21 protein-coding genes are annotated in these 20,602 nt (G+C 70.1%); 5 read left to right on the top strand and 16 right to left on the bottom strand.

Annotated elements, in window-relative coordinates; all coding sequences use genetic code 11:
- Nucleotides 1–7: 7 nt before the first annotated feature.
- From GGR16_RS03130 to GGR16_RS03115, 4 genes are all read right to left on the bottom strand, one after another.
- Complete coding sequence (locus GGR16_RS03130) at nucleotides 8–1,030, bottom strand: amino acid ABC transporter substrate-binding protein (RefSeq protein ID WP_183315686.1); 1,023 nt, start codon at nucleotides 1,028–1,030, stop codon at nucleotides 8–10.
- 24 nt (nucleotides 1,031–1,054) lie between these two features.
- Entirely contained in the window at nucleotides 1,055–1,681 is a 627-nt protein-coding gene (locus tag GGR16_RS03125) for a L,D-transpeptidase (RefSeq protein ID WP_425486553.1), read from the bottom strand.
- Between the two features lie 44 nt (nucleotides 1,682–1,725).
- Nucleotides 1,726–2,232, bottom strand: a complete 507-nt coding sequence (locus GGR16_RS03120; RefSeq protein WP_019404672.1) for a hypothetical protein — start codon at nucleotides 2,230–2,232, stop codon at nucleotides 1,726–1,728.
- Between the two features lie 108 nt (nucleotides 2,233–2,340).
- On the bottom strand, nucleotides 2,341–2,973 hold the full coding sequence (locus GGR16_RS03115) for an exopolysaccharide biosynthesis protein (RefSeq protein WP_183315685.1): 633 nt from the start codon (nucleotides 2,971–2,973) through the stop codon (nucleotides 2,341–2,343).
- A 272-nt stretch (nucleotides 2,974–3,245) separates the two neighbouring features.
- Between GGR16_RS03115 and osmF the strand changes: the two genes are divergently transcribed.
- From osmF to GGR16_RS03095, 4 genes are read left to right on the top strand one after another with little or no spacing between them, the layout of a single operon-like run.
- Nucleotides 3,246–4,151, top strand: a complete 906-nt coding sequence (osmF, locus tag GGR16_RS03110; protein ID WP_183315684.1) for a glycine betaine ABC transporter substrate-binding protein OsmF — start codon at nucleotides 3,246–3,248, stop codon at nucleotides 4,149–4,151.
- Between the two features lie 41 nt (nucleotides 4,152–4,192).
- Nucleotides 4,193–5,356, top strand: coding sequence for an ABC transporter permease (locus tag GGR16_RS03105; protein ID WP_343059514.1), 1,164 nt, complete (start codon nucleotides 4,193–4,195; stop codon nucleotides 5,354–5,356).
- On the top strand, nucleotides 5,353–6,339 hold the full coding sequence (locus tag GGR16_RS03100; RefSeq protein WP_183315682.1) for an ABC transporter ATP-binding protein: 987 nt from the start codon (nucleotides 5,353–5,355) through the stop codon (nucleotides 6,337–6,339). The genes GGR16_RS03105 and GGR16_RS03100 overlap by 4 nt, the downstream gene beginning before the upstream one ends.
- Complete coding sequence (locus GGR16_RS03095) at nucleotides 6,336–7,088, top strand: ABC transporter permease subunit (RefSeq protein WP_183315681.1); 753 nt, start codon at nucleotides 6,336–6,338, stop codon at nucleotides 7,086–7,088. Before GGR16_RS03100 ends, GGR16_RS03095 begins: the two co-directional genes overlap by 4 nt.
- On the opposite strand, the gene GGR16_RS03090 is transcribed toward GGR16_RS03095, so the two are convergent.
- The 12 genes from GGR16_RS03090 to GGR16_RS03035 form a co-directional block, all read right to left on the bottom strand.
- Nucleotides 7,070–8,320 carry a molybdopterin molybdotransferase MoeA gene (locus GGR16_RS03090; protein WP_183315680.1) on the bottom strand — a complete coding sequence of 417 codons (1,251 nt, stop codon included), beginning with the start codon at nucleotides 8,318–8,320 and terminating at the stop codon, nucleotides 7,070–7,072. The genes GGR16_RS03095 and GGR16_RS03090 overlap by 19 nt on opposite strands.
- The gene (mobB, locus tag GGR16_RS03085; RefSeq protein ID WP_183315679.1) at nucleotides 8,304–8,843 is read right to left on the bottom strand and encodes a molybdopterin-guanine dinucleotide biosynthesis protein B; all 540 of its coding nucleotides are present in this window, start codon (nucleotides 8,841–8,843) and stop codon (nucleotides 8,304–8,306) included. Before mobB ends, GGR16_RS03090 begins: the two co-directional genes overlap by 17 nt.
- 297 nt (nucleotides 8,844–9,140) lie before the next feature.
- Nucleotides 9,141–10,172, bottom strand: a complete 1,032-nt coding sequence (locus tag GGR16_RS03080) for a formate dehydrogenase subunit gamma (protein WP_053193815.1) — start codon at nucleotides 10,170–10,172, stop codon at nucleotides 9,141–9,143.
- Between the two features lie 37 nt (nucleotides 10,173–10,209).
- On the bottom strand, nucleotides 10,210–10,806 hold the full coding sequence (gene fdh3B, locus GGR16_RS03075) for a formate dehydrogenase FDH3 subunit beta (RefSeq protein ID WP_019400967.1): 597 nt from the start codon (nucleotides 10,804–10,806) through the stop codon (nucleotides 10,210–10,212).
- A gap of 11 nt (nucleotides 10,807–10,817) precedes the next feature.
- Nucleotides 10,818–13,724, bottom strand: coding sequence for a formate dehydrogenase subunit alpha (locus tag GGR16_RS03070; RefSeq protein ID WP_053193812.1), 2,907 nt, complete (start codon nucleotides 13,722–13,724; stop codon nucleotides 10,818–10,820).
- 13 nt (nucleotides 13,725–13,737) lie between these two features.
- Nucleotides 13,738–13,935, bottom strand: a complete 198-nt coding sequence (locus GGR16_RS03065; RefSeq protein ID WP_019400969.1) for a twin-arginine translocation signal domain-containing protein — start codon at nucleotides 13,933–13,935, stop codon at nucleotides 13,738–13,740.
- A 26-nt stretch (nucleotides 13,936–13,961) separates the two neighbouring features.
- Nucleotides 13,962–14,744 carry a molecular chaperone TorD family protein gene (locus GGR16_RS03060; RefSeq protein WP_183315678.1) on the bottom strand — a complete coding sequence of 261 codons (783 nt, stop codon included), beginning with the start codon at nucleotides 14,742–14,744 and terminating at the stop codon, nucleotides 13,962–13,964.
- A gap of 179 nt (nucleotides 14,745–14,923) precedes the next feature.
- Nucleotides 14,924–15,607, bottom strand: coding sequence for a DUF3306 domain-containing protein (locus GGR16_RS03055; protein WP_019400971.1), 684 nt, complete (start codon nucleotides 15,605–15,607; stop codon nucleotides 14,924–14,926).
- Nucleotides 15,604–16,113 (bottom strand): DUF3305 domain-containing protein, encoded by a 510-nt coding sequence (locus GGR16_RS03050; RefSeq protein ID WP_019400972.1) that lies wholly within the window; start codon nucleotides 16,111–16,113, stop codon nucleotides 15,604–15,606. The genes GGR16_RS03055 and GGR16_RS03050 overlap by 4 nt, the downstream gene beginning before the upstream one ends.
- Before the next feature lie 12 nt (nucleotides 16,114–16,125).
- Nucleotides 16,126–17,148, bottom strand: a complete 1,023-nt coding sequence (locus GGR16_RS03045) for a DUF6352 family protein (protein ID WP_183315677.1) — start codon at nucleotides 17,146–17,148, stop codon at nucleotides 16,126–16,128.
- The gene (locus GGR16_RS03040) at nucleotides 17,145–17,675 is read right to left on the bottom strand and encodes a DUF6505 family protein (RefSeq protein WP_019400974.1); all 531 of its coding nucleotides are present in this window, start codon (nucleotides 17,673–17,675) and stop codon (nucleotides 17,145–17,147) included. Before GGR16_RS03040 ends, GGR16_RS03045 begins: the two co-directional genes overlap by 4 nt.
- The gene (locus tag GGR16_RS03035; protein ID WP_245258849.1) at nucleotides 17,672–18,451 is read right to left on the bottom strand and encodes a biotin/lipoate--protein ligase family protein; all 780 of its coding nucleotides are present in this window, start codon (nucleotides 18,449–18,451) and stop codon (nucleotides 17,672–17,674) included. Before GGR16_RS03035 ends, GGR16_RS03040 begins: the two co-directional genes overlap by 4 nt.
- Before the next feature lie 71 nt (nucleotides 18,452–18,522).
- Between GGR16_RS03035 and GGR16_RS03030 the strand changes: the two genes are divergently transcribed.
- Entirely contained in the window at nucleotides 18,523–20,601 is a 2,079-nt protein-coding gene (locus GGR16_RS03030) for a 4Fe-4S dicluster domain-containing protein (RefSeq protein ID WP_246372795.1), read from the top strand.
- Nucleotide 20,602: the final 1 nt, after the last annotated feature.

Below are 20,602 nucleotides of genomic sequence, written 5' to 3'. Positions count from 1 at the left end.
GCCTCGCCTATCGCAACGGCGGCGCGTACTGGATGCCGCCCAGGCTCCAGAGCTGGTTGATGCCGCGCGGGATGCCGAGCTTCGAGCCGACGCCGACGTTGCGCTCGTAGACCTCGCCGTAGTTGCCCACGGCGCGGACGATGCGCACCACCCAGTCGTTGGTGAGGCCCAGCTTCTCGCCGAAGCCGCCTTCCGTGCCGACGAGGCGGCGCACGTCGGGCTTGTTCGAACCGAGCGCCTCGTCGATGCGCGTCGACGACACGCCGAGCTCCTCGGCGTTGAGCATGGCGAAGCTCACCCATTTCACGATGGTGAACCACGCCATGTCGTCGCTGCGCACGGCGGGCGCGAGCGGCTCCTTGGAGATGATGTCCGGCAGGACGGAATGGTCGGAGGGGTTCTCGAGCGCCAGGCGCTCGGCGTGGAGCTGCGACACGTCGCTCGAGATGGCCGTGCAGCCCCCCTCGCCGTAGGTCTTCACGGCCTCCTCGGGCGAGGAGACGACCACGGTCTCCAGCGTCATGCCGTTGGCGTCGAAGAAATCGCGCAGGTTGGCCTCGCTCGTGGTGCCGGCCTGCACGCAGACCTTCGTGCCGTCCATTTCCAGCGCCGAGCCGATGGCGCGCGCCTTGGGCACGAGGAAACCCTGGCCGTCATAATAGTTCACGGCGGTGAAGACGATGCCGTGGTCCACCTCGCGCCCCAGCGTCCAGGTGGAATTGCGCGAGAGAACGTCGACCTTGCCGCTCTTCAGCGCCTCGAAGCGCTCCGCCGCCGACAGGGGGACGAACTCCACCTTGGCCGGATCGTCGAGGATGGCGGCTGCGATGGCGCGGCAGAAATCGACGTCGAAGCCGCTCCACTGCCCGCTCGCATCCGCCGCCGAGAAGCCCGCGAGCCCCTGGCTGACACCGCAGACGAGCTTGTCACGCTGCTTGACGGTGTCGAGCGTACCGGCTGCCGCCGGTGCCGCGAGCGCTGCTGCCGCCACAAAACCGGCGGCCGCGGCCGCATTTCCGATGACGCGCATTCCCTTCCCCCCTGCCCTGCCCCGTCACAGCTTCGCGGCGTGGCGGACGATGACCTTGGTGCCCACCGGCACCCGTTCGTAAAGATCGACGACGTCGTTGTTGACGAGACGGAAGCAGCCGGAGGACACGGCGTGGCCGATCGTCTGCGGCTGGTTGGTGCCGTGGATACGATAGATCGTCGTGCCCAGATAGAGCGCCCGGGCCCCCATGGGATTGCCGGGGCCGCCGGCCATGAAGCGCGGCAGATAGGGCTGGCGCTGGATCATCTCCGGCGGCGGGCGCCAGTCCGGCCATTCCTGCTTGCGCGAGATCTGCAGCAGGCCCGACCACTGGAAGCCCTCGCGGCCGACGCCGATGCCGTAGCGCATGGCCCGGTTGTTGCCCTCTACGAGATAGAGGAAACGCTCCGACGTGTGGATGATGATGGTGCCGGGCGCCTCCGTCGTGCGGAAGAAGACGAGCTGGCGCTCGAAGGGCCCGGCGAGGACCTCGTCGGCCTCGTCGGGCACGAAGCCGGGCTGGTCCTCGATCTCCATGACGCCCCGCTGCACCTGCGCCACCGCCGGCACCGCGACCATCACCGCCAGGACAAGTCCCGCGAGCACCCCAAACAGCCGCTGGAGGAGAACGCCCTTTTCCGGCATCGCCATCACCTCGCTCGTTCGTGGCGCGCGCTGCCGCGGCGCCGTTGCTCTCACCCCGCCGCCGTTCTTGCGCTCCGCGGCGCACAATTGACATAGACCATCGTGCCGTAGCGGGACGAGACGTCCGGATCGACCCACTGCACGGTGAAGCTCGTGTCGTCGACGGCGATGATTTCCATGTCCGTCAGGTCGCCGGCCGGCCGCTCGCCCGGGCCGATGAAGGTGCGGCCCTCGCGCGTCGGCTTGACGAGGAGCTCGCGCGGCTCCTTCTCGTCGGCGAGGTTCATGATCACGCCGCCGTCGGCCCCCGCCTTGATGACGTAGGGATTGCGGCACTGGGCGCGCGCTTCCTTGACCGTGCGGTCGCGGTCGGTGTCGCGGTGATAGGAGCCGAGGCCCCAGCGGCCCACCAGCTGCTCCGCCGTCACCGGCGGCAGGGCCGGCGTGGTCACGGCGGGCGAGACGACGTCATCGCCCGCGCAGCCGGCAAGCAGCGCCGCGCCGGCGAGCCAGAATGCAGTTGGCAGATACGCCCGACGCACGATCGCAAAACCCATGGCATTCCCCCCTTTGCCAGGCTGCGCAGCCGCGGGCCGAGCCGGCGGCGGCAAGAGCATCACGACGAAAGGGCGGTGGGTCAAGCCGCTTTGCGTGCAAGGGGCGGATCAGAACGGCCAGAGATGCGTGAAGAAGGCGACCGCGGCGGCAACGAGCGCCGTCGAGATGGCGGCCAGCACGGCAAGGCTCGCGAGCTTGCCCAGCCAGCCGACGGCGACCGCGATGCCGTCGCGCTCCATGAGCCCGATGGCGAAGGCCGAGATGGCGAAGGCCGGCAGCATGTTGCCGAAGGGGATCGGCAGGAACAGGATGATCGCGAGGATGAGGCAGGCGCCGCCGATGATGCGGTCGTGCATCGGGTTGAAGAGGCCGGTCAGGCGCGGCTGCAGCATGCGCTCGAACCGCGTCAGATGCGGCAGCAGCTTGTCGGCCATGGCGGCGAAGTCGCCGCGCGACAGCGAGCGCTCCGTGATGAGCTGCGGCAGCCACAGCACCGGCCGGCCGAGCATGAGCTGCGCGGCGATGAACAGGAGCGGCGCGCCGAGCACGGACGAGGTGCCGGGCGGCAGCGGCAGCACGTTCGGCACCGCGAAGATGAGCATCAATGCGCCGAAAGCCCGGTCGCCGAAGGCATCGAGGATGTCGGCGACGCGCACCCGCTCGGACGGGAAAGCGGCAAGCTCCCGCAGAACCTCCGAGAAACGGCGGCGCGGGCGCGCCGCTCCGAACACAACCGGCATACGATTCGTATCGTCCAGCATGCGAATTCCGGCAACGAGGCCCGGCATGCGGGCGCTACGAGGGAAAGATGGGGTCCACGTCGTCAATGACAACGGCACGCCACATCTGGACGAACATCAAGGACGAATCATGACAGGGTGCGTATCGTGCGGCCCGCGGCTGCACGTTGCGCCACGCACGCGCCGGGACATTGATGCATCGGCACGGCTCGCCCTATGCTGTCGACCATGAGGCGCGTCACGGCTCGCGCATTGGGAAGGGGGACGCTTCCATGAAGAAGACGGTCCTGGCCGCCGTCGCGGCCATCGCCATGGCAACGGGCGCGGCTCGCGCCGACGTCGTCGTCGCATCGAAGATCGATACCGAGGGCAGCCTGCTCGGCGCCATGATCCGCCTCGTGCTGCAGGACAACGGCATCCCGGTCGTCGACCGGGTCTCGCTCGGGGCGACGCCCGTGGTGCGCGCCGCGATCAGGGCAGGCGAGATCGACATCTATCCGGAGTACACCGGCAACGCCGGCTTCTTCTACAACATGGCCGACAGCGACGTCTGGAAGGACGCGGCCAAGGGCTATGCCGAGGCGAAGCAGCGCGACTACGACGCCGAGAAGATCGTCTGGCTGACGCCGGCCCCGGCCAATAACACCTGGGCGATCGCCGTACGCGGCGACCTCGCGACGGCGGAAAAGCTCGCGACGATGTCGGACTTCGGCGCCTATGTGGCGAAGGGCGGCAAGGTGAAGCTCGCCGCCTCGGCCGAGTTCGTCAATTCGGCCGCGGCCCTGCCCGCCTTCCAGAAGGCCTACGGCTTTACCCTGAAGTCCGACCAGCTGCTGACCCTCGCCGGCGGCGACACGGCCGCCACGATCAAGGCGGCGGCCGAAGAGACGGACGGCACCAATGCCGCCATGGTCTACGGCACGGACGGCGCCATCGCCGAGGTCGGCCTCGTCGTCATGACGGACGACAAGGGCGTGCAGCCGGTCTACCAGCCGGCGCCGATCATCCGCGAGGCGGTGCTGAAGCAATATCCGCAGATCGAGGAGCTGCTCGAACCGGTGTTCGCCTCGCTCGACCTCGAGACGCTGCAGAAGCTCAACGGGCGCATCGCCGTCGGCGGCGAGAACGCCGGTGCCGTGGCGAAGGACTACCTGACGAGCAAGGGCCTTCTGAAGTAGCGGGCCGCCCTCGCGTGACGGAAGAGCCGACAGCGCGCCCCGTGCCGGAGGGAGCCGCCGCGGAGGGACGCGGCCTTGCGCGGCTGTGCGCCGTCGCTGCGCTTCTCGCCGTCGGTTTCGCGCCCTTCCTCGCACTGCAGCCCAACCGCATCGTCTCGGGCGAGGGCTTCGCCCTGCCCGCGCTGCCGGCCGCCTGGCTCGGCCTGCCGCTTGCCGCCGTCCTCGCGGCCTGCGCCGTCGTCGCGGCGCTCGCGCATCATGCCGCCGTGCAGGCCCTGGCCGGGGCGGCCGGCGCGCTCGCGGCCCTCCTCGGCGCCGGCCTTGCGGCGACGGCGCTGCTGCCTGCCGGCGCGACGCTGGCGCGCGTCTCGCTGGGCTCCGGCTTCTGGCTCATTATCGGCGCCTTCGGGCTCATCCTCGCCGATGCGCTCGTCAAGCTGCGCGGCGGGCCGCTGGCACGCATCACGTTCGCCTTCGCCGCCGTCGGGGCGGTGCTCGTGGTGCTGGCGGCGGGGCTGTGGAACGACCTGTCGATCATGCGCGAATACGCCGCCAACCGCGACAGCTTCTGGCAGCAGGGGGCGCGCCATCTCGTCCTCGTCGGCGGCAGCCTCGCGCCGGCGCTGCTGCTCGGCATCCCGCTCGGCTATCTCTGCCACCGCCAGGCCGCGGCGCGGGGAGCAGTGCTCGCGGTGCTGTCGGTCATCCAGACCGTGCCGAGCATCGCCATGTTCGGCCTGATGATGGCCCCGCTCGCCGCGCTGGCGGCCGCCTATCCCGCGCTCGGCGCCGCCGGCATCCGCGGCATCGGCCTGACGCCCGCCCTCGTTGCGCTGTTCCTCTATTCGCTGCTGCCGGTCGTCGCCAATACGGTGGCGGGCTTCGCGGCCGTGCCGCCGGCGGTGGTGGAGGCGGCGCGCGGCATGGGCATGGGTCCGCTGCGGCGTCTCGCCAGCGTCGAATGGCCGCTCGCCTTCCCCGTCATCGTCACGGGCGTGCGCATCGTGCTGGTGCAGAACATCGGCCTTGCGGCCGTTGCGGCGCTGATCGGCGCAGGCGGCTTCGGCACTTTCGTCTTCCGCGGCATGGGGCAGACCGCCATGGACCTCGTGCTGCTCGGCGCCGTGCCCATCGTCATCCTCGCCTTTCTCGCCGCCGTCGTGCTCGATGCGGTCGCGGGCCGCGCGAGGGGGAGGCCGGCATGATCACGGTCGAGGCACTGACGAAGACCTTCGGCCCGGTCCGGGCGGTCGACGGCATCTCCTTCGAACTCGCCGAGGGCGAGGCGCTGGCGCTCATCGGCCCCTCGGGCTGCGGCAAGTCGACGACGCTGCGCATGATCAATCGCCTCATCGAGCCGAGCGCCGGGCGCGTCCTGATCGATGGCGTCGACACGACGAGCATCCCGCCGGCGACGCTCAGGCTGCGCATGGGCTATGCCATCCAGGGCATCGGCCTCTTCCCGCATCGCACCGTCGCCCAGAACATCGCCACCGTGCCGCGCCTGCTCGGCTGGCCGCGCGCGCGCATCGCGGCCCGCATCGAGGAGCTGCTCGAGCTCTTCGGCCTGCCGCCCGCCGTCTTCGCGCGCAAATATCCGCACGAACTGTCCGGCGGCCAGCAGCAGCGCGTGGGCGTGGCGCGCGCCATGGCGGGCAAGCCCGCCGTGCTCCTGATGGACGAGCCCTTCGGCGCGCTCGATCCCATCACCCGCACGCGCCTGCAGGACGAGTTCCTCGCCATCCGCCGGCGCATGGGCACGACCGTGCTCATCGTCACGCACGACATGGACGAGGCCTTCAAGCTGGCCGACAGGCTGGCGGTGATGGAGAAGGGCCGCATCGTGCAGCTCGATACGCCCGAGGCCCTCCTGCGCCACCCGGCGAGCGCCTTCGTCGAATCCCTGGTCGGCAGCGAGGACCGCGGGCTGAAGCTGCTCTCCCTCGCCGGCGTCACCGCATTGATGCAGCCGGCAACGGGCTGGACGGCAGAAGCCGACGGCACCTTCCGCAAGGCCGGTGCAGACGCGTCCCTCGCCCCCCTCTCCGCTTCGGCGAGCCTGCGCGAGGCGGCGTCGCGCCTCGTCTTCGCCGGCGTCGACGAGCTGCCCGTCGTCGACGAGGCCGGAGCGATGGTCGGCGCAATCGCCATGGAGCGGATCATCGCCTTCGGCGGGGGCGGCCGGTGATAGCGCAGCGCCGCCGCCTCCTGCGGATCGGGGCAGCCGGGATCGCTGTTGCGCTCTTTGCCGTGATGGTGCTCGCCCCTGAGGCCTTCGAGCGGCCGCTCGCGGCGCTGACGAAATTCGGCCAGCCGGCGATCTACGACCGCGACAGCATCCTGGCGCTGACCCTCTCCCACATGGGCATCGTCGCCGCGGCGAGCCTTGCGGCGCTCGTCATCGCCCTCGCCATCGGCATCTTCGTGACGCGCCCGGCCGGCGCGCAATATCTGCCGCTCGCCCGCGCCGTCGCCAATCTCGGCCAGACCTTCCCGCCCATCGCCATGCTCGCCGTCGCCGTGCCGCTCACCGGCTTCGGCGCGCGGCCGACGCTCGTCGCCCTCTTCGCCTACGGGCTGCTGCCGATCTTCGAGAACACCATCGCCGGGCTGAAGGGCGTCTCGCCGCAGGTGGTCGAGGCGGCGCGCGGCATGGGCATGACGGGCCGGCGCATCCTCAGGGAGATCGAGCTGCCGCTGGCGCTGCCGGTGATCATCGCGGGCTTTCGCGTCTCGATCATCGTCAGCATCGGGACGGCGACCATCGGCTCGACGGTCGGTGCCAAGGGCCTCGGCGAGATCATCATCGCTGGGCTGCAGGCGGACAACCTCGCCTATGTGCTGCAGGGCGGCGTGCTCGTCGCCATGCTCGCCATCCTCGTCGACCTCGGCCTCGGCTTCCTCGAGCGGCGGGCGCGTCAGCCGAGGAGCGCGTAGGGATAGACGTCGACCCTGTCGCCCTCGGCGAGGCCCGTCATGTCCTCGGGCAGTACCGCGAGGCCGTCCGTCTCGGTGAGCGAGGTCAGCACGCCGGCACCGTCGCGCGGGTATTTCACCGCCTCGTACGCGCTGTCCGCGCCGCGCCGCAGGCTGACGCGCACGAATTCGCGCCGCCCGGCCTTCTTGCGATAGGCGAAGGCGGCCCGTGCCGGGATGGCGAGCGGGCGCGGTAGCTCCGCGCCCATCAGCCGGGCGAGAAGCGGGCGCACCACGAAGGTGAAGGTGACATAGACCGCGACGGGATTGCCCGGCAGGCCGACGAAGGGCGTGCCGGCGATGACGCCCATGGCGACCGGCCGGCCCGGCTTGATGGCGAGGCGCCAGAAGACGAGACGGCCCGCCGCCTCCACCGCCGCGCGGACATGGTCCTCCTCCCCCGTCGAGACGCCGCCCGAGGTGAGGATGAGGTCATGCTCCCCGCTCGCGGCCATGAGCGCTTCGCGCAGGCGCTCCGGCTCGTCGCGCAGCACGCCGAGGTCCGACACCGCGACGCCCAGCCGGCCGAGCAAGGCGATGAGGGCGAAGCGGTTGGAATCGTAGATGCCGGCCGCGGGCAGCGGCTCGCCGGGCTCGACGAGCTCGTTGCCCGTGGAGAAGACGGCGACCCGCAGCGGCCGGCGCACCGGCAGGCTCGCATGGCCGACGGCGGCCGCGAGCGCGAGGTCCTGCGGCCTGAGGAGCCGGCCGGCCGGCAGCGCCACCGCCCCGCGCGCAATGTCCTCGCCCGCCTTGCGGCAATTGGCGCCGCGCTTCAGCCCCGGCGGCAGGACGACCGTCCCGCCATCGAGCGTCACGTCCTCCTGCATGAAGACGGTGTCGGCCCCGGCGGGCATCGGCGCGCCGGTGAAGATGCGCACGGCATGGCCGGGGGGCATGGCGGCCGCAGCGCTGCCGGCGATCACCCGCCCGGCGGCCGGCAGGCGCGTCTCGCCCTCGCGCGCAAGGTCGCCATGGCGCACCGCCCAGCCGTCGACGGCGGAATTGTCGAAGGGCGGCAGATCGACGAGCGCCGGCACGTCGCGTCCCAGCACGCGGCCCTCGGCGCTGCGCACCAGCACGTCCTCGACGCCGTCGATGGGCGCGATGCGCTCGCCGATCAGCGCCAGCGCCTCCTCGACGGACATCAGCGGCCCGCCGAAGGCGAAGCAGTCGTCACTCAGCTGGGCCATGCGCGGAAAGCCTCTCCATCAGCCGCTCCACGGGCTCGGCATGGGCCATGACGACATCGGCGATCGTTTCGATGTCGTCGATGTCGATGACCGGGCGCCCGGCATCGGGCAGGGCGACGTCGCTCGCCACGGCGACGATGCGGCCGTCGTCGGGATGGAGCGGCGGCTTGCCGTTGGCCTTGCGGTAGACCTCCACCTTGACGTGCTCCTCGCGCTTGAAGCCCTCGACGAGGAGGATATCGCAATCGTCGATCAGCGCCACGAGCTCGGCGAGCCGCGGCTCGCGCTCGTCCCTCAATTCGCGCATCAGCGCCCAGCGCCGGCGCGAGGCCACCAGCACCTCGCGCGCGCCGGCCTGCCGGTGCTGGAAGGAATCCTTGCCCGGCCTGTCGACATCGAAGGCGTGATGCGCGTGCTTGATGGTCGAGACGCTGAGCCCGCGGGCGACGAGGACCGGGATGAGGCGGGTGAGAAGGGTCGTCTTGCCGGAGCCGCTCCAGCCGGCGAGGCCAATGACACGCATTGAAAAGTCGATCCGGACACGAGAAAGCCGGATGCCCCTTTCGAAGCACCCGGCCCGACTGTGCACAAGGCGACGGGGCGCGTCGAGCCCTTCTTCCAAACCGAGCCCGGACCGGCGCCGACCGGTGAAGCACTCCCCCTCCCCCCGCTTGCGGCGAGGAGGGGCTAGGGAGGTGCGGCGCCGTCAGGCACCACATACCAACCTCTTGCCCAGAACACGAACCGCCTGCCTGCTGAACCACCCCCACCCTCCCCACCACTTCGTGGGGGGAAGGGAGAGAGACCTCCGTCGGTAGCCCTACTCCGCCGGCACGGCCGTCGGCGGCACGCTGCGCTTGCCTTCGACCGTCGCCTTGCGCTCCTCCTCGGCGACCCAGAGGCTGTGGTGCTGGCGCGCCCAGTTGAGGTCGACCTCGCCGTTGCCCATGGCGTCGAAGGCGCCCTCCATGCCGAGCGTGCCGATATAGATGTGGCCGAGGATCACGGCGGTGAGGAGCACGCCCAGAAGGCCGTGCACCACCTGCGCCGTCTGCATGCCGGCGATCGTCGTGCCGTAGAACGGGAACAGCAGGATATAGCCGCTGACCGCGATGGCGGCGCCGACGAGGATGACGAGCCAGAACAGCATCTTCTGGCCGGCGTTGAACTTGCCGGCCGGCGGATGCGCCTTGCCGACGATGCCGCCGCCCTGCGCGAACCACGTCACGTCGACGCGGCTCGGGATGTTGCGCAGCGCCCAGATGAAGAACATCAGCACCAGCCCCAGCGTGAAGGGGAAGCTGAGATAGTTGTGGGCGTATTTCGCGGCCATCGAGAAGGTGGAGAAGGCCTCCGGCCCGATGAGCGGCAGCAGCAGCGACTTGCCGAAGGCGACGTTGAGGCCGGACAGCGCGAGGATGACGAAGCAGCTCGCCGTCAGCCAGTGCACGAAGCGCTCGAACCACCTGAAGCGCACGATGGTGCGGCCCGACGGCCCGGCCTCCGTGCGGATGCGCCCGCGCACCAGAAAGAAGACCGCGAGCACCGCGAGCATGCCGAGGATGGCGATGCCGCCGATCCAGGCCAGCGTGCGCTCGTGATAGGCCCGCCATTCCTGCCCTTCGACCTGGATCAGCGTCGCCGCCTTCCGGTCGGGGATCGACACGCGGCCGGTGACCCGGTCGAGTGCCTGCATGAGCTGCTCTTCCCTCACCGCCTCGGTCGTCGGATTGACCTGGGCGAAAGCGGAGCCCGTCGCCGCGGGCAGCGCAAGGAGCAGCGCCAGCAGCATCGTCAGTGCGGCGGCGATGCCGCGGGCCGACCAGCGCCGATCGTGTCCTGTGCGGGTCATGGCTCGTTCCTCCCCTCCCGTCGGCCGCTCGGCCCGATCAAACGTCGATCGTCTCGCGATAGGCCGTCTTCCAGCCCCACGCACCGGAGCCGTAGCCGCGCTTGAGCACGCGTTCCTTGTAGATGGCGGCGATGATCTCGCCGTCGCCGGCGAGCAGCGACTTCGTCGAGCACATCTCGGCGCAGAGCGGCAGCTTGCCTTCGGCGATGCGGTTCGCGCCGTATTTCTGGTACTCGGCGGCGGTCAGGTCCGGCTCGGGACCGCCGGCGCAGTAGGTGCACTTGTCCATCTTGCCGCGCGAGCCGAAATTGCCGACGCGCGGATATTGCGGCGCCCCGAACGGGCAGGCGTAGAAGCAGTAGCCGCAGCCGATGCACAGGTCCTTCGAATGCAGCACGATGCCGTCGGCGGTGTTGTAGAAGCAGTCGACCGGACAGACGGCCTTGCAGGGCGCGTCCGTGCAATGCATGCAGGCCATGGAGATCGACCTCTCGCCCGGCTTGCCGTCGTTGATGGTGACGACGCGCCGGCGGTTGATGCCCCAGGGCACCTCGTTCTCGTTCTTGCAGGCGGTGACGCAGGCATTGCACTCGATGCAACGGTCGGCGTCGCAGAGGAATTTCAAACGGGCCATGTCATCCTCCCTCAGGCCGCCCTGATCTGGCACAGCGTCACCTTGCCCTCGTGCATGCCCGTCACCGGGTCATAGCCGTAGGTGGTGATGGTGTTGACGCTTTCGCCGAGGACGATGGGATCCGCGCCCGGCGGGTAGTTCTTGCGCTGGTCCTCGCCCATGAACCAGCCGGAGAAGTGGAAGGGCATGAAGGCGACGCCCTTGCCGACACGCTCCGTCACGAGCGCCTTGACGCGGGCCTTGGACTGGTTCTCCGGCCCCGTCACCCACACCCAGCCGCCGTCACTGATGCCGCGCTCGGCCGCGTCCGCCGGGTTGATCTCGACGAACATGTCCTGCTGCAGCTCGGCGAGCCACTTGTTGGAGCGCGTCTCCTCGCCGCCGCCCTCGTATTCGACGAGGCGCCCGGATGTCAGGATGATCGGGAAGTCCCTCGCGATGCCCTTGTCGACCGCCGCCTTCTGGACGGTGAAGCCGATGTTGGGCACGCGGAAGCTCTTGAAGTCCTCCCGCGTCGGGTATTTCGCCACGAGGTCGGCGCGCGGCGAATAGATCGGCTCGCGGTGCACCGGCACCGGGTCGGGCAGGTTCCACGCCACCGCGCGGGCCTTGCCGTTGCCGTAGGGGATGCAGCCGTGTTCCAGCGCCACGCGCTGGATGCCGCCGGACAGGTCGATCGACCAGGAGACGGCGTCGGGATTGTTGCCGCCGATGCCTTCGATGGTGGCGCGTTCCGCCTCCGTGAGGTCGGCATCCCAGCCGAGCTTCTTCAGGACGCCGTAGGTGAACTCGGGATAGCCGTCCGTGATCTCGGAGCCCTGCGAGTAGGAGCCTTCCGACAGCAGCGTCACGCCCTCGCGCTCCACGCCGAAACGGGCGCGGAAGGTGCCGCCGCCGTCCTTCACGTGGATGTTGGTGTTGTAGAGCGTGTGCGTGCCGGGATGCCGGAATTCCGGCGTGCCCCAGCACGGCCACGGCAGGCCGTAGTAGTCGCCGCCGACCTCCGGCACGTCCTTGGCCGCGCGCAGGGTCACGATGTCGAACTTGTCCTGGTTCGCCATATGCGCCTTGAGGCGCTCGGGCGACTGGCCGCAATAGCCGGTGGACCAGCCGCCGCGGTTGATCTCGCGCAGGATGTCCTCCGCTTCCGGCCGGCTGTTCTCGACCTTGATGTTCTTGAACATCTCGTTGGCGAAGCCGAGCTTCGTCGCGAGGAGATACATGACCTCGTAATCGTCCTTCGATTCGAAGATCGGCTTGACGATCTGCTCGCCCCACTGGAGCGAGCGGTTGGAGGCCGTGCGCGAGCCCGAGGTCTCGAGCTGCGTGCAGATGGGCAGGAGGTAGGTGCCGTCCTTGCGCTGCGAGATCGCGGCGAAGGTCGTCGGATGCGGGTCGCCGACGACGAGGAGGTCGAGCTTCTCGAGGCCCTTCACCATCTCCGGCATGCGCGGGATGGTGTTGCCGCCGTGGCCGAAGACCATCATGGCGCGGACATTGTCCGGCTGGTCCACCTGGTCCTTGGGCAGGAGCACGGCGTCGAACCACCGCGTCGAGGGGATGCCGGGCGCCTCCATCATCTTCTTGTCTTCGAAGCGCGAGAGCATCCAGTCGTAATCGACCTCCCACACCCGGCACCAGTGCTTCCAGGCGCCCTCGGTGAGGCCGTAATAGAGCGGCAGGGACGTGATATCGAGGCCGAGGTCGGTCGCCCCCTGCACGTTGCAGTGGCCGCGGAAGATGTTGGCGCCGTTGCCGAAGCCGCCGACGTTGCCGGTGGCGAGCAGCAGGTTGCAATAGGCGCGCACGTTGGCCGTGCCCACCGAGTGCTGCGTGCCGCCCATGCACCAGATGAAGGTGGACGGCCGCTCCTTGGCGAAGGTCTCGGCGACGCGCTTCAGCTGCTCGCCGGGCACGCCCGTCACGTCCTCGACGGTGGCGGGATCCCACTTCCGCACCTCGGCGCGGATCTCATCCATGCCATAGACGCGCTGAGCGATGAACTGCTTGTCCTCCCAGCCGTTCTCGAAGATGTGCCACAGCATGCCCCAGATCACGGCGATGTCGGTGCCGGAGCGGATGCGCACGTATTCCGTCGAATGCGCCGCCGTGCGGGTGAAGCGCGGATCGACGACGAAGACGTTGGCGCGGTTGATCTCCTTGCCGGTGAGGATGTGCTGCAGCGACACCGGGTGGGCTTCGGCCGCGTTGGAGCCCATGAAGACGATGGTCTTCGAGTTGCGGATGTCGTTGTAGCTGTTGGTCATGGCGCCATAGCCCCACGTGTTCGCGACGCCCGCGACCGTGGTGGAATGGCAGATACGCGCCTGGTGATCGACCGAGTTGGTGCCCCAGAAGGCGGCGAACTTGCGCAGGAGATAGGCGCCTTCGTTGGAATACTTGGCCGAGCCGAGCCAGTAGACGGATTCAGGACCCGACGCGTTGCGGATCTCCATGAGCTTGTCGCCGATCTCGTTGATGGCGTCGTCCCAGGAGATGCGCTGCCAGGCGCCGTTCACCAGCTTCATCGGATATTTCAGGCGCCGGTCGCCGTGGACCAGCTCGCGGATGGCCGCGCCCTTGGCGCAGTGGGAGCCCCGGTTGATCGGGCTGAACCACGACGGCTCCTGGCCTACCCACACGCCGTTCTGCACCTCGGCGGTCACCGTGCAGCCGACGGAGCAGTGGGTGCAGATGTTCTTCTTGCGCTCGATGGGCTGCTGGAAGTCGGTGGGCCCCGCTTCCGCGCGGCGCACGGCTCCCACCTGGATCGTCCCGACCGCGGCGAGCGCACCGGCCGTGAAGCCGGCACGCTTCAGGAAGGCGCGCCGGTCGACCAGGGATGCGCCCCCGAAGCCGGCGGCGACGGCCTGCAGCCGTCCCTGCGCGGCCGCAGTGGACTTGCGCTTGATGAGCATGGCGGCCTCCCCCTCAGTACCGGTTGACCCGGTAGAAGTCCTGGACGTGTTCGGTCTCGCGATAGCGCGTCTGGTCGTTGCCGGGAGGCTCGGCCATGGCTTCAGCCTTGTCGGCGACGACCGGTGCGAGCGCCGTCATGGCGGCGCCCGCACCGGCAGCGCCGAGGAAGCTGCGTCGATCGAGGACCTTTTTCTTCTTCTCGTCCTGCATGGCTTCCTCCCCTCGTTCCTTCATTGTCAGGCGGGCAGCGCGAAGGCTTCCGCCTCGATCTCCATCATGACGCGCCCGAGCGTGCCGACGGCCCGGTAGAACCGGCCGGCGCGCGAGGTCTCGAGATCCGCAAAGAATCGCCCCGCCCACGGCTCCACGTGGCGGGCGAAGAACTCCCGCTCGCCGAGGCCGGCGACCCCGAAGTCGCAGCGGATGAGCCCGGCCATCGTCTCGCAGAGGATGGCGATGTGGTCCTCCGGCTCGGCCACCCGCTCGGCACGCTCGATGCCGAGCCGCGCGAGGTCGCCGCGCAGCACGGCGAGCGGACGCTCGTGCAGGAAGCCGGTGAGGTAATAGGAGGCATAGGGCAGGAGCTCGCCGCGGCCGAGGCCGATGAAGAGGTCGAAGAACTCGCGGCTCACGGCTTCGGCGTCCGTGCCGACGGCGGCATCGGCGAGCGCCAGATGCGCCATGCCGATCTCGCTCGCGTCGCCCCGCAGCTGCGCCAGCCGGTCGAGCAGGTCCTGCCCCGGCGCACGCCAGAGCAGCACCGCGAGCAGTGCGTATTCCTCGGCACGGGCAAGATCGATGGGGTCGACATCGGCTGCGGCGGCGGCATCCTGCGGCGGATAGATGTCCGGACGGAGCACGGCACGGTCGACGCCGGTGAGCGATTCGACGGTCAGGACACGGTCGGCCGGCACGCGGCGCCAGCCGGAAATCGTCGGCTGCGACACCCCGAGTTGCCGGGCGAGCGCACGCACGCCGCCCGCTGCTTCAATGGCCTGCCTGAGCCCCACTTCGCGCATTCCCGACCCGTTGCCTCCCGTGTCTGAAACGGCAATAGGGCGAGCCTATCACCCCTTTTTCACATTGCAACTATTCCAATGAAATGCTGCACTGCACCCGCTATGGCTGTACCGGCAGGCATGCGGCAGCCCCTGCCGCCATCCGCCCCCGAGCCCGTGAAACCCTTGTGCGGCCTCGCTCAGACCGGCGTCGCCGAGCCCGAACGGCGGCGGGGAGAGGGTGGCGAGTTCCCTAAATCTCTATTCAAATCTGCGTGATCTTCGCTCGCCTGCGCAACTGCTGGCCGTGCCGCCGAAGGTTCGGCGGGCAACCGGACGGCATCCGGCGCCTCTTCCGGCTCCGGCGACGGGCCGGGCGCCTGCTCGTCGGCCGGAGGATCGGCCGAGGCGCGGTCCTGCTGCACCCTCTCTTCGCCGGCGGGCGGCGGAGCCCCCTCGACGGCGGCGAGGAGGCGCTTGCGCACGGCCTCGCCGATCTCGAGCGGCCCGTAGCCCGGCATGCCGCCGGGAGTGTTCCAGTCCCAGTCGTAGTCGGCGAGACCGACGAAATCGCGGATGCCGGGGTCGCTCACCCACAGGCGGCGCAGCGCCGCCTGGCGCCAGGCCGGCGGCACGTTGCGCTTCAGCCACGGCGTCAGGTCCGTCTCCGGGCCGATGCTCTCGATCGGCGGCAGTTCCTCGAGCGGGACAGGCGCATCGTCTTCAGGGGAAGCCGCGACCTGCGCCTCTGCCTCGGCCACCGGTGCGGCAATCTCTTCCGGCGCCTCGGCGGGCACATTCACGGCCACCGGCGCGTCTTCGCTCCGCCGCGCGGCCTCCTTGCGGCGCGACCAGCGGGTGAGGAAGCCTTCGTCGCCGCTCACGGCTCGCCTCCCTCCTTGTCCCGCCCCGGCCGCAGCGCCAGGGCGTCGGGATCGGCCCGGTCGCGGCGACGCTTGATGAAGGCGCGCTCCACGTGGTGCTCGGCGACGAAGCGGGCGACGACGCCGGCGACCTCGTCCGGCATCGGCACCGCCTCGACGATATTGTCGCCCGCTTCCGTATAGGCCGCGCCCTCGTTGGGATCGGCCGTGACGACGAGAATGTCGAGCGGCGGCGTGACTCCCGTGGCATGGGCGGCGATCCACAGTTTCGGCGCCCCGCTTTCGAGATTGTCGCGGTAGCCGGCCGTCTCGGCCCGGTAGAGGTCGACGTCGAAGGCGCCGGCGTAGAAGCGCTGCACGCCGGCCTCCTCGCCGAGCAAGGTCCACGGGGCCGCCTCCGGCACGCCGGCGATGACGGCGACCGGCAGCCAGGCATGATCCACCCAGCGGCTCTTCAACGGGCGGCGTTCGACGACGACGCCGACGTTGAACCTCTCATGTGCCATGATCCGGCCTCCTCAATGCACCGGCTGGTCCGCCGCGAGCGGCAGGCCGGCAATGAGGTTCTGCGGCTTGAAGCGTAGCAGATTGCCCCGGTCCATCGCCATGATGAGATAGACGGGATGGCCGCGCACCTCCGGCCGCACCGGCACGGACGGGTCGAGCGTCAGGCGGAAGAGGGCGAGGACGCGCGAAGAAGCCTCCCCGTCCACCTCCTCGTCCCGCCACAGGGCGTTACCGATGGCGGTGGCCTCGGCATCGAGCCCGATGAACCAGCGCCAGTCGCTATCCTCGATGCGTGGCACAGGCTCGACCGCCACCGCGTGCCCCAGCGTCTCGCGCAGGAAGGCCTCGACGCAGCGGGCGATGGCCGCGCGGCCACCCGCCTCGCCACCCAGGTCAAGCACCATGTCGAAGGCATCGCTGCGCTCCTGGTAGCCCGTCTCGCCCGGCTGCAGCACGTCGAGCTCGCTCACCGCCGGACCGCCGAGCATGGCGAGCAGCGGCGAAGCCTGCCGGTTCTCCTCGTGCATCGCGATGGTCTCGGCATCGGCGAGGAGGAGATGGCCCTCGTGCACGGTCACCTTCTGCGGGCGGAAGAAGATCTCCCCCGCGCGCAGGACCTCGGCATCCTCGCAGCCGTCGAGCGCGGCGCGCATCAGCACATGGACGAGCTGGTTGAGGAAGAGCGGCGGAATGCCGCCGACGCCGTCCCTGATCATGCGCACATAGGCCGCCTGCAGCGTCGGCGCGGCCAGAAGCCGGTCGCGGAAGGAGAGAAACGCCCGCCAGTTGTCGCGCGCATCGGCATCGGCAAGCTGCGCCAGCGTCACCGGTGAGACCGCGGCGAAGGGATCGTCCATCAGCCGGGCGTGGAGGGCCCGCTCGGCGGGGCAGGCCTCCTCGGGCGGCATGAGCTCCGGCCGGGCGAGATAGGCCTTCAGGAAGGCGTCGGTCGCGACGAGGCCGCCGTCCTCGCGCCGGTCGAGCAGCACATGGCCGCTCGACAGCCAGAAGTCGCGGTTGGCGGCATCGGTCATGGCTTGTCCTTCATCAGGGCGAGGAGATCGACCTCCTCGGCGGGCTCGTCGTCGGTCTCGAAGAAATCGAAGGCGCGGAAGCCGTCGCGCGGCCGGTCGCCACGCGGGGTGAGCGTGCGGTAGCGCTCGCGGATCTCGCCGTTCTCCATCACGCGCTGCAGGGCGAGGAGCGTGCCGACGGGATGGTCGCAGAGCGAGGCGGCGAAGGCGATTTCCTCCCGCGCCGCCGGCAGGGCGGTGGCGACGTCGGGGGCGCCGAGCCGCTCGACGAAGCGCCGCGCCAGGAGCTCCGTGGCCGCCTCGACCTCGTCGCCCGCCTCGCTGACCACGGCGAGGGTGGAGAAGCCGAAACTGTCGATGCCGAGGAAGCCGGAGCGGAAGGCGACGCGTTCCTTGGTCGGCAGCGAGGCGACGTCGGCATCGACGAAGAGGAAGGCACCGGTCACCGCCCATTCGCCCGGCGCGGCGGCATGGGCGAAGACGAAGCTGTCCGAGGCGTCGAGCCGGATAGTGCGCGGCAGCTTCATGCAGGAAGCCTCCCCTCGGCGTCGCGCTCACCATGGCGCGCGAGCGCCTCGACGAAGAGACGCCGGCGGCGGCCACGGCCCGTCGTGACGAGCAGATCGCCGTTCACGTCGATGGCAAAAGACGAGTCGCCGGAATCGCTTGGCGCCAGACGCTCAACATAATGTGAAACCTGAGAAGCGCCGCGGTCCTCCGAGAAGCCGTGCAGGTTCGCCATGAGATGGCGCGCGAAGCTCTCGACGAGGCTTTCGGCATCCCCCTCGAGCCCGCCGACCGCATCGATGCCGAGTTCCCCGCCGGCCGCTTCGGGCCCGTCGAGCGTCGCGATGCGTAGGCGCGCGCCGAAGACGAGCCAGTCCGGCACCGCCGCATCGCGCGCGTCCTCCGGCCAGGCGAGATGCCCGTCGCCGACGAGGACGCCGTCGAGGCGGATGCCGCCCGGCCAGTCGAAGGTCAGCGGATGCTCCGGCGCGCAATGGGCCGCGACGGCATCGGCGAGCGCGTTCATGGCCGGATAGAAGGCAAGGCGCGCGAGGGCGAGCGGCTCGGCCGGCTCGAGCACCACGGCGCAGTCGACGAGATCGAACCGGCGCGCCCAGACGAGCGTGCCCGCCCCCGCCTCGCCCGCGATCGCCCGGGCGTGGGCAAAGGCATCCCCCGCCTCGCGCAGGGTGACGAGCGTGAACGGGGGCGGCAGCACGAGCTCGCGCCGGCCGATTGACGTGATCTTGACCGGAATGGCCTCCTCCCCTTCGCCATTCGATTGGAATTCATCCAATTCGATATAAGCTGACGCGAAATGGCGCGAATGCAAGCGCTGTCGGTATCGATATCGCGGAGGTGAACGCAATGGCTGAAGGCCCCGGTCGCGGCAAGCGCCCCATCGCCAACGGCCCGATTGTCGAGGCAAAGCCCGTCGCCTTCGTCTGCTCCTGCGAGGGCACGATGCCGCTCGACGAGAAGCTGCTGACGCGGGCCTGCCCGAGCCACGACGTGCGCCTCGCGGATCAGCTGTGCCGGCGCGAGCTGGAGCGGCTCAAGGCCGCGCTCGGCCCGGAGGCGGACATCCTCGTCGGCTGCACCCAGGAGGCGCCGCTTTTCGAGGAGGTGGCGGGCGAGAACGCCCCGGAGGCGAATCTCACTTTCGTCAACCTGCGCGAGAACGCCGGCTGGTCGGCCGAGGCGGAGGCGGCAGGCCCCAAGATGGCGGCGCTGATCGCCGCGGCGCGGATCGCGCCGTCCGAGGCGCCGCTCGTGCCGCTGAAGAGCGAGGGCGTCGCCCTCGTCTACGGCCGCGACGAGACGGCGATCGCCCTCGCCGAGCGACTCAAGGACGTGCTCGACGTCACCGTGCTGCTGACGCGCCCGGTCGACGTGCCGGCGCCGCGCCGGAGCGACTTTCCCGTGCTCAAGGGCACCATCGCCCAGGCCACCGGCTGGCTCGGCGCCTTTTCGCTCACGGTCAACGACTTCGCGCATCCGGCCCCGTCGTCGCGCGCCAGGCTCGCCTTCGGCGCGCCGCGTGACGGCGCCCTGTCGCGCTGCGACATCGTTCTCGACGTCAGCGGCGGCGTGCCGCTCTTCCCGGCGGGGGAACTGCGCGCCGGCTACCTGCGTGCGGATCCCGGCGACCCGGCGGCCGTGGCGCGCCTTGCCTTCGAGGCATCGCAGCTCGTCGGCGAATTCGACAAGCCGCGCTACGTCACCTTCGATGCGGCGCTGTGCGCCCATTCGCGCTCGAAGAAGACCGGCTGCACGCGCTGCCTCGACCTGTGCCCCACCGGCGCGATCACGCCGGACGGCGACCACGTCGCCATCTCGGCCGAGATCTGCGCCGGCTGCGGCGCCTGCGCCGCCGTCTGCCCGACCGGCGCGGCAACCTATGCCCTGCCGGCGAGCGACACCCTGATGGCGCGGCTGCGCGCCCTGCTCCACACCTATGCCGAGGCTGGCGGCGAGCGGGCGGTGGTGCTCTTCCACGACGAAGACCATGGCGCGGAGCTGATCGATGCTCTCGCCCGCCATGGCGAGGGCCTGCCGGCCCATGTCCTGCCGGTCGCGGTCAACGAGGCGACGCAGCTCGGGCTCGATGCCTTCGCCGCGGCCCTCGCCTATGGCGCGGCGGCGATCCGCGTTCTGATGCGGGCCAGGCCGAAGCACGACACCGGCGGCCTCATGCGCAACCTCGCCTATATGGACGCCGTTGCGGCGCCGCTCGGCTTCGGCGAAGGCAGCGTGGCGACGATCGAGACGGACGACCCCGACCAGCTCGCGGCGGCGCTCGCCGGTGTGCCGGTGGCGGGCGTGCCGGAGCGGCAGACGGCGAAGTTCCTGCCGCTCGGCCAGGGGCGCGAACTCACCGTCATGGCGCTCAAGGAACTGCGCAATGTCGCGCCGCTTGCCGTCGACGTCCTGCCCCTGCCCGAGCGCGCCCCCTTCGGCACCGCCCACGTCGACGCGGAGGGCTGCACGCTGTGCCATGCCTGCGTCGCCGCCTGCCCGACGGGCGCGCTCGGCGATAATCCCGACAAGCCGATGCTGACCTTTGCCGAGGACCGCTGCGTGCAGTGCGGGCTGTGCGCCGCCACCTGCCCGGAGAAGGTCATCACGCTCGAGCCGCGCATCGACTTCGCCGCCTGGGCCGCCCCGCCGGTGACGAAGAAGGAGGAGGAGCCCTTCCACTGCATCGCCTGCGGCAAGCCCTTCGGCACCCGCTCCACCATCGAGCGGATCGTCTCGCGGCTCGAGGGCCGGCACTGGATGTTCTCGGGCGAGCATGCCCGGCGCATCGCCGTCATCAAGATGTGCGAGGACTGCCGCGTCGAGGCCGTGGTCAACGAGAGCTTCGACCCGCACGACGCCCCCGCCCGCCCGGCGCCGCGCACGAGCGAGGACTACCTGCGCGAGCGGGAGAAGAAGCAGCTCTGAC

Source organism: Chelatococcus caeni (genome assembly GCF_014196925.1).
GTDB lineage: Bacteria > Pseudomonadota > Alphaproteobacteria > Rhizobiales > Beijerinckiaceae > Chelatococcus_A > Chelatococcus_A caeni.
This window is presented reverse-complemented; position numbering and strand designations above follow the sequence as displayed.

Bases quoted from the DNA above. Each gene is read 5' to 3' on its own strand.
- fdh3B (WP_019400967.1), bottom strand. From the start codon at position 10,806: ATGGCCCGTTTGAAATTCCTCTGCGACGCCGACCGTTGCATCGAGTGC.
- GGR16_RS03070 (WP_053193812.1), bottom strand. From the start codon at position 13,724: ATGCTCATCAAGCGCAAGTCCACTGCGGCCGCGCAGGGACGGCTGCAG.
- GGR16_RS03120 (WP_019404672.1), bottom strand. From the start codon at position 2,232: ATGGGTTTTGCGATCGTGCGTCGGGCGTATCTGCCAACTGCATTCTGG.
- GGR16_RS03125 (WP_425486553.1), bottom strand. From the start codon at position 1,681: ATGGCGATGCCGGAAAAGGGCGTTCTCCTCCAGCGGCTGTTTGGGGTG.
- GGR16_RS03060 (WP_183315678.1), bottom strand. From the start codon at position 14,744: ATGCGCGAAGTGGGGCTCAGGCAGGCCATTGAAGCAGCGGGCGGCGTG.
- osmF (WP_183315684.1), top strand. From the start codon at position 3,246: ATGAAGAAGACGGTCCTGGCCGCCGTCGCGGCCATCGCCATGGCAACG.
- GGR16_RS03115 (WP_183315685.1), bottom strand. From the start codon at position 2,973: ATGCCGGTTGTGTTCGGAGCGGCGCGCCCGCGCCGCCGTTTCTCGGAG.
- GGR16_RS03050 (WP_019400972.1), bottom strand. From the start codon at position 16,113: ATGGCACATGAGAGGTTCAACGTCGGCGTCGTCGTCGAACGCCGCCCG.
- GGR16_RS03130 (WP_183315686.1), bottom strand. From the start codon at position 1,030: ATGCGCGTCATCGGAAATGCGGCCGCGGCCGCCGGTTTTGTGGCGGCA.
- GGR16_RS03080 (WP_053193815.1), bottom strand. From the start codon at position 10,172: ATGACCCGCACAGGACACGATCGGCGCTGGTCGGCCCGCGGCATCGCC.
- GGR16_RS03065 (WP_019400969.1), bottom strand. From the start codon at position 13,935: ATGCAGGACGAGAAGAAGAAAAAGGTCCTCGATCGACGCAGCTTCCTC.
- mobB (WP_183315679.1), bottom strand. From the start codon at position 8,843: ATGCGTGTCATTGGCCTCGCCGGCTGGAGCGGCTCCGGCAAGACGACC.
- GGR16_RS03100 (WP_183315682.1), top strand. From the start codon at position 5,353: ATGATCACGGTCGAGGCACTGACGAAGACCTTCGGCCCGGTCCGGGCG.
- GGR16_RS03030 (WP_246372795.1), top strand. From the start codon at position 18,523: ATGGCTGAAGGCCCCGGTCGCGGCAAGCGCCCCATCGCCAACGGCCCG.
- GGR16_RS03045 (WP_183315677.1), bottom strand. From the start codon at position 17,148: ATGACCGATGCCGCCAACCGCGACTTCTGGCTGTCGAGCGGCCATGTG.
- GGR16_RS03090 (WP_183315680.1), bottom strand. From the start codon at position 8,320: ATGGCCCAGCTGAGTGACGACTGCTTCGCCTTCGGCGGGCCGCTGATG.
- GGR16_RS03040 (WP_019400974.1), bottom strand. From the start codon at position 17,675: ATGAAGCTGCCGCGCACTATCCGGCTCGACGCCTCGGACAGCTTCGTC.